The 13,476-nt window shown below is 61.6% G+C and carries 9 protein-coding genes and 1 tRNA gene; 3 read left to right on the top strand and 7 right to left on the bottom strand.

Features of this window, described 5'->3' with window-relative positions; translation table 11 throughout:
• The first annotated feature begins 430 nt into the window (after positions 1-430).
• Positions 431-3,604 carry an isoleucine--tRNA ligase gene (gene ileS, locus MEFOE_RS03980; RefSeq protein ID WP_067048648.1) on the top strand — a complete coding sequence of 1,058 codons (3,174 nt, stop codon included), beginning with the start codon at positions 431-433 and terminating at the stop codon, positions 3,602-3,604.
• On the opposite strand, the gene MEFOE_RS03975 is transcribed toward ileS, so the two are convergent.
• Positions 3,587-4,309, bottom strand: a complete 723-nt coding sequence (locus tag MEFOE_RS03975) for a tRNA(His) guanylyltransferase Thg1 family protein (protein ID WP_067048645.1) — start codon at positions 4,307-4,309, stop codon at positions 3,587-3,589. The genes ileS and MEFOE_RS03975 overlap by 18 nt on opposite strands.
• Before the next feature lie 21 nt (positions 4,310-4,330).
• On the bottom strand, positions 4,331-4,600 hold the full coding sequence (locus tag MEFOE_RS03970) for a PRC-barrel domain-containing protein (protein ID WP_067048642.1): 270 nt from the start codon (positions 4,598-4,600) through the stop codon (positions 4,331-4,333).
• Between the two features lie 52 nt (positions 4,601-4,652).
• Between MEFOE_RS03970 and MEFOE_RS03965 the strand changes: the two genes are divergently transcribed.
• Positions 4,653-5,798, top strand: a complete 1,146-nt coding sequence (locus MEFOE_RS03965) for a CBS domain-containing protein (protein ID WP_067048639.1) — start codon at positions 4,653-4,655, stop codon at positions 5,796-5,798.
• A gap of 1,046 nt (positions 5,799-6,844) precedes the next feature.
• Here the strand turns inward: MEFOE_RS03965 and MEFOE_RS13290 are convergent.
• From MEFOE_RS13290 to MEFOE_RS03945, 4 genes are all read right to left on the bottom strand, one after another.
• The gene (locus MEFOE_RS13290) at positions 6,845-7,339 is read right to left on the bottom strand and encodes an HNH endonuclease (RefSeq protein ID WP_160329484.1); all 495 of its coding nucleotides are present in this window, start codon (positions 7,337-7,339) and stop codon (positions 6,845-6,847) included.
• Between the two features lie 434 nt (positions 7,340-7,773).
• Positions 7,774-9,420 carry a radical SAM protein gene (locus MEFOE_RS03955; RefSeq protein ID WP_067048635.1) on the bottom strand — a complete coding sequence of 549 codons (1,647 nt, stop codon included), beginning with the start codon at positions 9,418-9,420 and terminating at the stop codon, positions 7,774-7,776.
• Positions 9,410-10,030: a 6-hydroxymethylpterin diphosphokinase MptE-like protein gene (locus MEFOE_RS03950; RefSeq protein WP_067048632.1), complete on the bottom strand. Its 621-nt coding sequence runs from the start codon at positions 10,028-10,030 to the stop codon at positions 9,410-9,412. The genes MEFOE_RS03955 and MEFOE_RS03950 overlap by 11 nt, the downstream gene beginning before the upstream one ends.
• Entirely contained in the window at positions 10,020-11,489 is a 1,470-nt protein-coding gene (locus tag MEFOE_RS03945) for a DHH family phosphoesterase (protein WP_067048629.1), read from the bottom strand. The genes MEFOE_RS03950 and MEFOE_RS03945 overlap by 11 nt, the downstream gene beginning before the upstream one ends.
• A gap of 88 nt (positions 11,490-11,577) precedes the next feature.
• Between MEFOE_RS03945 and MEFOE_RS03940 the strand changes: the two genes are divergently transcribed.
• Positions 11,578-11,651 (top strand) — tRNA-Lys (locus MEFOE_RS03940).
• 815 nt (positions 11,652-12,466) lie between these two features.
• Here MEFOE_RS03940 and MEFOE_RS03935 read toward each other — a convergent pair.
• Positions 12,467-13,354: an ABC transporter ATP-binding protein gene (locus MEFOE_RS03935; protein ID WP_067048626.1), complete on the bottom strand. Its 888-nt coding sequence runs from the start codon at positions 13,352-13,354 to the stop codon at positions 12,467-12,469.
• Between the last annotated feature and the right edge of the window lie 122 nt (positions 13,355-13,476).

Raw genomic sequence — 13,476 nt, 5'->3', positions numbered from 1 at the left:
TGGCGTCTTGTCCGGGGGGTTTCGGTGAAGACCCGATGGGTCTTCTTGACTCCCCACGGTCGCCACTCGAAAATCAGAGATTTTCTCAAGGTCGCTATCGCTCCCTCCCCCCGATCCCCCCTCATTGCGATAGGGGGTGGATGGCAACCTCCTTCATCAGGATCTCTCTTCCCCGACTCTATCCTGTTTCGGGGGTTCGGGGGCGTCAGTCCCCCGGCGAAGAGGTGGGGGAGGGCGGTGGTTTCGCACGATTCTTCAGGGAATTTGGGAAGATATCGACCCGATCATGATATTCTCTCCCGATCCCTGCATGCGGGGAAAGGGGAATGAACGAGAGTTCTGGGATATGCTCATTGAAAAAATACTTTGGGAGCGGAGACCCACCATACCAGATATGATCACGCCCTCCGGGGCGAGTTGAGGGATAGAGGTGAAGGAAGTCACCAGCAGTTATGATGCGAAGGCTGTCGAGGCCTCGGCCAGGGAATTCTGGCGGGCCAACGATACCTACCACGCGGTAAAGGACCTGAGGCGCTCAGGGAAGCAGTTCTTCTTCGTGGACGGCCCGCCGTACACCACCGGCCACATCCACCTGGGCACGGCATGGAACAAGATCCTGAAGGACGCCGTCCTCCGCCACCACCGGATGTGCGGGATGAACGTCATTGAACGGGCAGGCTACGACATGCACGGCCTGCCCATCGAGGTGCAGGTGGAGCACGAACTCGGTTTCGCCTCCAAGAAGGACATCGAGACCTTCGGGATCGACCGCTTCATCGAGAGTTGCCGGACGTACGCCATCGCCAGAATGGGTGAGATGTCAGACCAGTTTCGGGAACTCGGCATCTGGCTCGACTTCGACGAACCCTACCAGACCCTGAAGAAGGAGTACATCGAGGCGGCCTGGTGGACCCTGAAAGAGGCCGAGAAGAACGGGATGCTTGAGAGGGGCTCCCGCGTCGTGAACTGGTGCCCGCGCTGCGAGACCGCGATCGCCGACTCCGAGGTGGAGTATGCCGACGCCACCGACCCCTCGATCTACGTGAAGTTCCCGGTGAAGGGGCAGGCAGACGAGTACCTCGTCATCTGGACGACCACGCCCTGGACCCTCCCCGCGAACGTCGCCGTCGCCGCCCACCCGAAGATCACCTACGCCCTGGTCGCCGCCCGGAAGGACGGGGCCGAGGAGCGTCTCTGGATGGCCGAGGGCCTCGTGAAGGAGGTGCTCAAGAAGGGGCGGTACCAGAGCTTCGACGTGCTCCGCACCGTGTCCGGCGCCGATCTTGCAGGCATGGAGTACGAGTCACCCCTCGCCGACGTCGTTCCCGTCCAGAAGGAGATCGCGCACCGCGTCGTCCTCGCCGACTATGTCGCCCTGGAGAACACCGGCCTCGTGCACACGGCGCCGGGCCACGGGTGGGACGACTACCTCACCGGCATCAGGGAGAACCTCCCCATCCTCTGCCCTGTCGACGGCACGGGCCGGTTCACGAAGAAGGGCGGCGTCTTCGAGGGCCTCTACGTCAAGGACAGGGAGACGAACCAGAAGGTGCTCGACGCCCTCGGCCACCACCTCCTCCACCAGGGGACGATCACCCACAGGTACGGCCACTGCTGGCGGTGCAAGACCCCGATCATCTTCCGCGCCACCGAACAGTGGTTCATCAAGGCCGCGGATATGCGGGACAGACTCCTCGACGAGGTGGCGAAGGTGCGGTGGTACCCCGAATGGGCCGGGAGCGCCCGCTTCCATGACTGGGTGAAGGAGGCACGCGACTGGTGCATCTCCCGCCAGCGCTACTGGGGCATCCCGATCCCGGTCTGGCAGTGCGACACCTGCGAGACCCGCCGGGTCATCGGCACGGTCGCCGAACTCGAAGAGGCGAGCGACATGGAAGTGAAGGACCCGCACCGCCCGTACGTGGACACGGTGACCATCCCGTGCAGCTGCGGCGGCACGATGCACCGGGTCTCCGACATCTTCGATGTCTGGTTCGACTCGGCCGTCGCCTCCTGGGCGACCCTCGGGTTCCCGGCGAAGAGAGAGGACTTCGAGAAGTACTGGCCTGCCGACTTCATCACCGAGGGGCAGGACCAGACCCGCGGCTGGTTCTACTCGCAGCTCGGCGCCTCGATGGTCGCCTTCGGCCGGTCTCCGTACAAATCGGTCCTGATGCACGGCTTCGCCCTCGACGCCGAGGGGAAGAAGATGTCGAAGAGTCTCGGCAATGTCGTGACGCCGGGCGAGGTCATCGAGAAAGGCGGCGTGGACGTGCTGCGCCTGTACGTCCTCTCGGCAAACGCCCCCTGGGACGACATGAAGTTCAACTGGGAGGGTGTGAAGACCGTCAACCGGGCCCTGAACATCCTCTGGAACGTCTACCGCTTCCCCCTGCCGTACATGGCCCTGGACAACTTCGCACCCGCGCAGACGGCAGACGGCCGCTGGGACGAGGACGCGGTCGCCGCGATGCTCGCCGCGATGCCCGACGAGGACAGGTGGATCCTCTCGCGGGTCAACACCCTCACCGAGGAGATCGCCGCCGACTTCGCGGAGTGCAACCTCCACAAGATCACCCGGTCTCTCATCACCTTCATCCTGGAGGACGTCTCCCGCTGGTACCTCCAGCTGGTGCGGCCGCGGATGTGGCTCGAAGAGGACGCACCCGAGAAGAGGTACGCCTACGAGACGGTGTACTATGTGCTCCGCCGCCTGGTCCAGCTCCTCTCGCCCTTCACCCCGCACCTGACTGAGGCGATCTACGGGAACCTGCGCTGCAGCGGCGATCCCGAGAGCGTCCACATGCTCGACTGGCCTGAGGCGGACGAAAGGCTCGTCGACAGAGACCTGGAGACGGCGATGGCCGTCGTGCAGGCCTTCGACGACGCCTCCGCAACAGCGCGGCAGGACGGGAAGAGGAAACTCCGCTGGCCTGTGGGCGAGGTCGTCGTCGTCACCTCCTCGGCCGCGGTGCAGGAGGCGGTCACCCGCCTCAACGCCCTCTGCCGCACGCGGGCGAATGCGAAGGCTGTCACCGTCGTCGCCGGGCGCTGGGACAGGATCGGCTGGAAGGCCGAACCGGTGATGCGGGTGCTCGGGCCGACATTCGGCAGAGAGGCCCCGAAGGTGAAGGCGGCGATCGAGGCGGCCGACGGCAACGCGCTGAAGGCCGCGCTTGCCGAGACCGGCACGGCAACCGCAGGGGCGTACGAGGTCACCCCGGAGATGGTGACCTTCGACGAGGAACTCCCCGCGGACGTCTTTGCCGCACCGATGCAGGACGCCACCGTCTATGTGGACGTGGCCCTCACCCCGGAGATCGAGGCCGAGGGCTATGCCCGCGAGGTGATCCGCCGTTTCCAGGAGATGCGGCGGCAGCGCGACCTCAAGGTCGAGGAAAACATCGCCGCCGAGATCGCGGTCGCGGACCCGCGCATCGCGGCTCTCGTGTCCGGATGGACGGAGGCGATCTCGGGCGAGGTGCGCGCGAAGACGCTCGACGTCCGCGAGGGCGACGCCCTTGCCGGCACCTGGGAACAGGCCGCAGAATGGGAGGTCGAGGGCGTGGAGATGCGGATGGGCCTCTCACGCGCCGATGAGTGAAAAGAGGTAGGCCCGGCCCTCAGGGGCCGAGAAGAGGGGCAGGTCCCCGTCGGCGACGATACCCTGCCTCTCGACCGTCACCTTTTCCCCGGTCATCGGGTTCATCCCCTCTTTTGTATATTTTCCCCGGCGCACCAGGGTGCCGCGCCTCTGCCAGGCCGGCGTCTCGGCAAGGTTGACGCCGCGGGAGAACATCATCTCATGCATATCCTCCGCCTTCATGCCGAGGAGGCGCACCGCCGCCGCACGGGGCGTCAGGCCCTCCTCCATGAGTGCGGCCTGGCAGTAGGCATTGATGTGGTTCCTCCATGCCTCGGCCTGGCGCATCGCAAGGTACTCGAGCATATAGTCCGGCGTCGCCGGGATGATGCGGGCGTCGAAGGCGACAGGTTCGGTGCAGCCGTACTCCAGGGTGAAGGCGCTCGCCGCATAGGAGGCAGAGATGGAGTCCAGTTTCTCCACACGGCCGCCAAAAGGCAGGACGGGGAGGTAGAGACTGATCTCGTCTGAAAAAGTATAGGCACAGAGGGGGTTGAGGCCGCTCTCTGCGATCAGTCGCCTGCAGGTCCCGACCATCGCCGCATGAAACCGTGCATCGAAGGGCTTTTCACAGGTACCGGTCAGCCGGTGGAATGCCCTCCCGTCAAGACGGAGAAAAACCGGGGGGTAGAGGGCAAGATTCGAGAAGATCTCATGGTTTTCCATGGCTGTGCCGTACCGTCCGGCTCAGGCTTTCGTCTCGCCCTTTGCCTTCTTGAACGCTGCGGAGATGTGGCGTATGACGATAATATCCCCGATTTCCTTGATGATCCTGAAGGGGATGAGGTAGCCGCGGTGGCCCTTGGGATCGGAGAGTTCGGGGTTGAGGTTGCCAACGGCGATGGATTCGATCTTCTTGCCATCGATATCGAGCAGGACATCGTCCACGTCCCCCACATAGATCGCCTTGTCTGTGTATACGCTCATGCCAAAAAGTTCGGTGACCTGCGTCTTCATCACTATCGATTCATGGTATAGACTATAAACGATAAAAAGACTATCATTTTCCATGAACGGATCCTTACGAATCGGGCATCTATTCGGAATTCCTATCTATCTTCACTGGACTTTCCTTATCGTGATCCCGCTCTTCGCCTGGATCATCGGGAGTCAGATCGCCCTGACGGCCACGATGATCGCCGGCCTCTTCGGCGTCGAGATCACGATGACTCTCTTTCTCCAGGGCCTTGCCCCCTACATCCTCGGGGCCGCGATATCGCTCGGCCTCTTTGCCGGGGTGCTCATCCATGAACTCGCCCACTCGGTGGTGGCGCGGTCGATGGGCCTCAAAATTAACTCCATCACCCTTCTCATCTTCGGCGGCGTCGCCTCCATGGAGGAGGGACTGCCCGACCCGAAGGTCGAACTGCCGATGGCCCTTGTCGGGCCTCTGGCGAGTCTCGGCGTCGCGATCGTCTCGGTCGCCCTCACCTATGCCCCGGTATGGCTCGTGGACGCGGGGAAGTTGAGCCCTGAGGTCGGCGGCGTCCTCATCTATTTCTTCGGCTACCTGGCCCTGCTGAACTTTGTCCTCTTCCTCTTCAACCTGCTCCCGGCCTTCCCGATGGACGGCGGGCGGGTCCTGCGGGCGTGGCTTGCGAAGAAGATGCCCCTCCATCAGGCGACGAAGATCGCGGCCGACATCGGGCGGGGCTTTGCGGTCTTCTTCGGGATCTTCGGGTTTCTCATCTTCAGCCCGATCCTGATCATCATCGCCTTCTTCATCTATATCGGGGCGAACCAGGAGGCGACGGCGGTGCGCTACAGTTTCCTCCTCCGCGACGTCTCGGTCGGCGACGTGATGTCCTCGCCGGTGACGACGGTGCCGCCCGACATGCCGGTCAACGAGGTGGTGACGATGATGTACGACACGAAGCACCTCGGTTTCCCGGTGATGAACCGCGGCGGCCTTGTCGGCATGGTCACTCTCGGGGACGTCCATGCGGCGCCGGCTCTCGACCGCGAGGCGATGCAGGTGCGCGACCTGATGTCGAAGGACCTCGTCGTCCTCCCGCCCGAGGCCCCGCTCACCGAGGCGATGAGGATCATGTCGCAGACCGGGATCGGCAGGATACCTGTCGTCGAGGAGGGGGAGGTCGTCGGCATCGTGACAAGGACAGATATCCTGACGACGCTGGAGATCAAGGAGGCGTAAGGGAGCCAAGGGAAGGCGGCGGATGGTGCCTCGCACCGGGGGACTGCCAGCGAAGACCTGATGGTCTTCTCGACTCCCTTCGGTCGTTCCCCCGAACCCCCGCTCAGGATAGGCAGGGATACGGCAATCTCCCTGTCAGGATATCCTGTCCACTCTTCCCAGGACCAATCCTATTCTCGGGGGTCTGGGGGCAACGAGAAGGTCGAAGACCTTCGAGGCAGTCCCCCGGCACAGATTGAGGGGAAGGCGGTCGGTGGGTCCGCGCTCCCTCCCTGCGATCAGGGGGGGAAGACATCAAACCCGGCATGAGGGTTCCAACAAAGCCCAAAAAGTCTAAAATATTGATTGAGGCCATCCCAAAACTGATCCTACCCTCTGTCCGGTCGATGGAATGATCGGTATGTGGTTCTGAAAAATCCTGTTCTGGCGTCTTGTCCGGGGGGTTTCACCCCCCGCCCTCGAAGACTTCGTCTTCTCATGCTCGCTAACGCTCGTACCCCCCTCATTGCGATAGGGGGTGGATGGTAATCTCCTTCATCAGGATCTCTGGTCTCTCTTCCCCGACCCTATCCTGTTTCGGGGGTCCGGGGGCGTAAGTCCCCCGGCAGAGATCTGGGGGAAGGCGGTGGTTTCGCACGATTCTTCATGAAATTCAGGAAGATATCGACCCGATCATGATCTTTTCTCCCGAGTTCCCATGCACAGATGGAGGGAGTGAACGAGAGTTTTGGGATATGCTCATTATTTGGCTCTGTAGAAATCCTATTCTGGAGTGTCTCGTCCGGGGGGTTGCCACCCCCCGGTCCCCCGCTATTAGGATAGGGGGGTGGAGGGCAGTCCCCTCTTCAAGATGCACGTTTGCCCTTTTGAGGTCCAATCCTCGCGCGGGGGTCCGGGGTGCGCGGGCAAAACGACGCCGCGAGTCGGGAACGTCCAATCCTCGCGCGGGGGTCCGGGGGCAAAAGTCCCCCGGTGCGAAGATGGAGGAAGGCGGTTGGGCCACGTTCATACACGGAAAAGGTGAGGGTTTCTACAGAGCCCACTATTTAGAAAAATTCCCAATCGTTGTTGCTCTTCTTTTTCTTTCGAGAACCACTTTGCCCAAAAAGATCCGGCATATCAACCTTCGGCGGTTTGATTTTATGCTGCGATATTTTCGGCGCATGTACCATGAATGCCGACGACTCCGAACCATTCACTTTTGGCCTATTCCGCAAGATACTCCGAATATCAGTCTTTACAGAGTCGGGCCGTTTTTGAATCCATCCTTTCTGGGTGCTTTTGGAAATCGGTTTATGATGAACATCATCATGGCAGAGAGAACACAAAACCAGCAAATTGCTCTGCGTGTTCAGATCTTTTGCTCCGGAAGCTTTCGCCACTTCGTCGATATGGTGAATCTTGAGATTTCTTTGAGGAAATTTTTTTCTGCACTTTTCACATTTATTCCCCACTGCAGCCATTATATTCTTTTTTTTGGCCGCAGTAAGAGCATCCCGTGTCTTTTCTTTGTCGGTTCGTTCATCAAAGAGCCCTGCCATGCTACTCTCTCCGGACCCCCTTATACTTCCCCCCTGTTGTCTTACAACTCTTGATCCGTCCCGTTTTTGCATCTCTCTTGCAGTTCAATCCGGTCACAGGATTGTTAAATTGGCTTGTCTTTTTTACTGCTCCTCTACGATACCCATTCCCAGTATTTGTCGCCATTTTATTTCACAACACTGAATATGATCAATACCATATAATATATGTTTTGCATTTTTGAGAACAGATGATCTCACAAAATAGCGATTATTAAAAATCCATTAATTGAACAAAAACATAAAAAAGCACAGAAATCGGAGGTGAAAATCCGTGGACTTCAACCACGACGATAATCATTTTCCGTTCATTCACGCTATGGGCGCGAAGAAATAAAATCCGGATTTACCCTTCAATATCTGCGCGTCTTTTCGCGTCAGTCTATCCACCCCTTTCAAAACGCGAGGTACCCCTCCACCGCGGTCTCCCCCGCGACCTTCCTGAAGGCGGCGAGGTCGGCGAAGGGCCGCTTCGCAAGGACCATGACAGCCGTCTTCTTGCCGACGCCGGGGATAGAGCGAATCGCCGACGGTGGGAGAGTGTTCACCTCGACAGGCGCCGGGAGGGCGGTGATGGACCGCATGCCCCAGTCGACGACGACGGCGTCGGTGACCGTCCCTTCGGGAAGGGGGAGGGGGAGACCGACGAGGATGGGGTACGACCCCATCTGCCGGCCGAAACTCGTCTGCCCGGAGACCTCGACGCCGACGTCGCGGAGGAGGGTTCCTGTCGGGAAGACACGCCTGAGCATGGGGAGGTCGAAGTCCTTCCTCACCCACTCCTTGAAGGCGCGGAACGCCCCTTCGTGCCGGCCGAGAGTGTTCTCCTCGTAGGCCCGCGTCCCCATGAAGGGCATCAACTGCCTGATGTTCACCCGCCGCACCTGGAGGCCGGCGGTGAGCACCCTCTCCAGGAAGGCGCGGTTTCTGGCATAGGTATCCACGGTCTCGCCGGCAAGGCCGCAGACGAAGTTGAGGCCGGGCAGGAGGTCGGGGACGCCATCCCTCCGCCCCCCGCCCACCTCGTTGACGACCTCGATCGCCCGGAAGACGTCGTCGGGGAGGGCCTTGAGGTTGTTCGCCCGGATCACCGCGGGGTCGGCGGTCTCCATGCCGAAGGCGGCGACGTCGCCGGGCGTGTGGCCGGCCACGATCGCGGCGAGGGCCTCACGGCTCTCCTCCTCGTGGTGGGCTATGGTGCCGGGGTTCACATTGTCGATATGGAGGGTCTGGAGGTCGGGCGCCGACGCCCTGATGCGCGAGAAGAGGTCGGCAAGGAGGTCGGGCCGCGGCGTCGGGAACTCGTCCCCGCCGCCTGTGCCGAAGGCGAGGAGGTCGGGTTGCCGGCCGAGCCTGAAGTGGCGGGCGCCCGCGGCGGAGAGCGCCGCCACCTCAGCAGCGACGCCGGCGGCGGAGCGGTAGCGCGGCAGGCCGTAGAAAGGTTCGGTGCAGAAGGAGCACCCTCCGCCGGCGGCGCGGGAGCACCCCTGCGCCGTCTCCAGTTCGCAGATCACCCGCGGAAAGAGGGGGTGCTGCCCGATCACCGGAGCGCCGAGGACGCTCCACCGGTCGATATCCGCGTACCCAGCCGTCCCTGCCGGTTCCCCGCCGGAGAGGAGGGAATCGAGGGCGGCAGACGGCGACCCTGAAAGAAGGTGATCGAACCCTGCCGCTGCCGTCTCCACGGCCTTCTTCCCCCCCTGCGGGGAGTAGCCAAAGCCGATAGGCCCGCCGAGCACCTTCTCGGGGCCGCGGACCTGCACGCCGATCTGGGAGAGTTCGGTGAGGGTGGCGGGCGTCCCCGCGAGGTACTTCCCCGGCACCGTGATCCCGGCGATTACCAGGAGGATGGATGCGTCGTTGAATGTCCTGAGGACAGCGGGGTCCTTCCTGACGGCATCGATCGTCGTGTACCTGACGGTATAGCCATGTTCGGCAAGGACGCCGGCGCAGTACCTGATATAGGGGGAGATATACGGGGGAACGCCCAGGCACGCGGGTTCGTCCACATACCCGTCCAGAATGACGGCGTCAGATATCATGGCCGAGGAGGGCGAGGAGGCGCCGCGCCCATAAGAGTTTGCCCCGCTTCACCGGGTCGACGTCAGGGTCGTCGAGGTCAAAGCCGACAAGGGAGACCCGCGCCGCTCCCAGGGCGTGGGCGGCGAAGGCCGCACGGTCGCCGTCGGAGAAACCCCCGAAATTGTGAATGCCGCCGAAGGGAGCGGCCTGCGTCGTCCCGACAAGAGGGCCGGGCAGTTTCGGCACCCAGTGACGGAGGAGAGAGATGTTGTCGCCGTGGGCATGGACAACGACCACCGTCCCCTCCCTGTTCATCGCGACCAGACTGTCGGTCGCACCGTCGAGGTCGGTGAAGACGGCGTCGGGCCTGATGCCCCGGCTGTACAGCACATCGGCGGCGGCGTCTGCCGCAAAGACCGTCCCCTCGATCCGGCCGGTCTCGCGGGGAAGAGAGGGCGCGTTCCCGCAGACGGTGACCGTCTTCCCCTGGCAGAGGCCTTCGAGGAGGGCGAGGTCGTCGCGGGGGAGAAGGGAGGCGAGGAGGCGCGCCGCCTCTTCGTCGCCCACCCGGTCAAAGGCAAAATAGTCCAGGATCTCTTCGTAGAGGGGATCCCACTCCTCAAACTTCATGCTTGGCCTCGTTCTCCAGGCCAACGATCCGGCGGATCTTCTTCAGGATGGGCTCGATAATCAGGTCGAGGAGTTCCTCCTTCTCCTTCACCATCGAGAAATAGGTGAGAGGTATGGCCGCCGCCGCCATGGTTGCGTGACCGCCGGCCTCGCCTATCCCGGCAAAGGCCTCCTCCAGCACCTTGCCGATATGGATCCTGATGTCCCTGTTCCTGGCCGAGAAGATGATGTTCGTATCGGTGATCCCGTAGACGATGGCGGTATTCACTCCCTCCAGATTGATGAGGGTGTCGGCGGCCTGCGGCACGGCGTCCCTGTTGCGAAGATAGCCGACATTCGTGAAGAGATAGCCGGAAACGACCTCGCGGCTCCGGATCGCGTTCCCGAGGACGTCGAGGGTCTCCTGCGAGACTGACGGCGACATGATCTTGTCGAGGATGTCACGGTCGGTGAGGGGCAGGAGGAACGCGGCATAGTTGAGGTCTTGCGGCGTGATGTTCCGCCTGAAGTCCCGGGTGTCGGCCCGTATCCCGTAGAGGAGGGCAGTCGCCACTTTCGTGTCCACCGGGAGGTCGAGCTCCTGGAGGTACTGCGTCATGATGCTTGCCGTCGCCCCCATCCCCGGCCTGATGTCCACGAACTCGACCTTGGTGGTGTCGTGGGTGCCGTTCTTGTGGTGGTCGATGATAATGTTCACCCGCGCGTCCTTGCCGAGGGCATTGTTCGATCCCGGCGCCGTGGAGTCGACAAGGGCGAGGTGTTCGCAGGCGGCGAGGACCTCGGGCGAGATCTTCTCCATCTTGATGTCGAGAAGGTTGACGAAGGCCCGGTTTTCCTGGTGGCCGATATTGCCGTCATAGAGAATACGGGAGACGAGTTTTCCTCCCGAGGCGTCGTGGGCAATCGCCGCGAGGGCCATCGCGCTCGATACCGAGTCTGGATCGGGGTTCGTGTGGGCGACGATCCCGAGGGTGCCCTCCCAGGACCCGAGGAGAGCGGAGAGCCGCCGCGCGATGCGCGAGGCAGAGAGTCTCCTGATGTGGTGGACGGCGGTTTTGGCGATGACCTCCTGGGGATAGAGGACGACGTCGGCCCCTGCGCTCTCGAGCATGTCCTTGCCCACCGGGTCGGGGGCGCGGGCAATCACGTGTGCAAGAGGATATTTCCCTTTTGCAGTCCTCACTGCCGAAAGATTGGCGTCTTTGTCGTTGGACAGGACAAAAAGGACTTCAGGAACAGGTAGATCGTCAAAAGCGTTCGGTTCTTGCATATCCCGGACGATCGCGTCGTATTTCTGATCGCGAAGATCTTCGACGCGCTTCTCGTCCCGGTCGAGGATTAATATTGAGTCGGTTTCCTTGAGCAGCTCCTCAACAACGTTGTATCCTGTGCTTCCGCAGCCGCATATCAGGTATTTTACGATCTTCCCGGGAGACCCGGGCTGAGCCGCATCGGCCATCACAGAATATGGGATCTCTGGAGATAACAACTCATCGCCGCAATGTTTATATGGAAACGCGCCCAATATGGTAGAGTCAAAGCACAGAGGGCCTGTAGCTTAGTTTGGCATAGCGGCGGACTCTTAATCCGCAGGCCAGGGGTTCAAATCCCTTCAGGCCCGTTCTTTGTATTCTTCTCTTCTGGTCATTCATTCACTGTGTCGCCGCACTGTTTTGATCTTGGACCGTGGTCTCTCTCCTTTAAGTCCGGCCAGTTATTTCGGCGAAAAGCTTCGATATTCTATTCACGACCCGGGATACGTTCCGGGAAGAAAGAACTACAGAGACAAATCAAAGGCCCCGGGGTGTTGCATGTCAGAGCATGAGGGCGTGGGCCCCGCGGGACACGGCCCGGGTCAAATACGCCCGGATATGCCCCCATTAGAGGGATCCCACCACCCTTTCAGGGCCATAACGGGGAGATCCGGCGATCCGGGCATACCGGGGGCCGTGGGCAGAACAGAATGAAATCCGGCAGGACTCAACGCCCTCTGGTCGTCGATATGATTACGGGTAAGCCCCCTCCACTCCCGGCTCCCTGGTGCCGGGGAAGAGGAGGGAAAGGGGTTGGAATGTGTCCCGATCCAGACTCTGGAGATTTCCCCGGTACGGGCTCTGTAGAAACCCTCCTATTCAGGGTGATGTCGCTCCCTGCGAATTTCATTGAGTGAGTGTGGATCCCCTGCCTTCCCCTACATCTGAACCGGGGGCTATCGCCCCCAGACCCCCATTCGGGATAGGATCGGGAAGAGCGAACGGGATATCCAGAGGAGGGAGATTGCCATCCCATCCCTATCCTGAGCGGGGTGCGAGCGGAGCGAGTTCGAGAAAATCTGTGATTTTCGAAGGCCAGGGGCGTAGTCCCCCGGGCCAGGCACTCCAGAACAGGATTTCTCCAGAGCCGTTTCATGAACGATTCAACAGAGCCCTGAAAAACTTATTTCCCCACCGCAACGAGCATCTCCTCAAGACTCGGGTACCGCGACTCGATCCTCTCCACCCGCCCCCCGACCGCGGCGACCATCGAGGTGACGGCATTCATCCTCTCGATGTCCCCGGCCTCGGCCATGCAGACCCCTGCAGTGCAGGTATAGTCAAGGGCAGGGTCGAGGGCGCCGGGGTCGGCGATGGTGAAATAGACCGCGTACGTGAGGGACCCGAAACGCTCCCGCAGTTCCTGCATCGTGCCGAAGGCCTCGATCTGCCCGCGGCGGAGGATCATCACCCTGTCGCAGATCTCCTCGACCTGGTAGAGATTGTGGGCCGAGAGGACGATCGTCTTCCCCTCGTCCCGCAGCCCCTTCAGGTAGTCCCCGATGAACCGCCCGGTCATGGGGTCGAGGCCGGAGGTCGGTTCGTCATAGACAAGAAATGTCGGGTCATGGATGAGGGACCGGGCGATGGCCACCTTCCTCCGCATCCCCTTGGAGAGTTCCCCGATCTTTTTCTCGCCCGCGTCGAGAGAGAGGGAGGAGAGGATCCGCTCCCCGCGCTCCCTGACCGTCCCTCGGTCGAGGCCGTAGATCTCGCCGAAGAAAGAGAGGTAGTCGTACACCTGCATTGTCTCGTAGAGGCGCGACTCTTCGGGCAGGTAGCCGAGGGCGTTCTTGTGGGCAGCAGGGTGCTTGAGGATGTCACACCCCCCGATCTCGACCGTCCCCGAGGTCGGGGCGAGGAGGCCGGAGAGGATCTTCAGGAGCGTCGTCTTGCCGGCACCATTGTGCCCGACGATGCCAAGGATGCCGGCATCGCCGAAGTCGAAACTCACGCCGTCCAGGGCGCGGAAGGCCCCGTAGTCCTTCACCAGATCCTGCGCTGCGATCATTGGGGATCTGGTCGGCATCCACCGGATAAATCATATTCCCCGCGGCACCATTGATCTCAAGGAGTCGATCCCGATCAGCGCCAGAAATGTCCTGACTATCGCACGGTGGGAGGCAAAACGGT

Origin of the sequence: Methanofollis ethanolicus (genome assembly GCF_001571385.1) — an archaeon.
Taxonomy (GTDB): Archaea; Halobacteriota; Methanomicrobia; order Methanomicrobiales; family Methanofollaceae; genus Methanofollis; species Methanofollis ethanolicus.
Note: the sequence above shows the minus strand (reverse complement) of the source record. Positions and strands in the feature narration are given on the sequence as shown.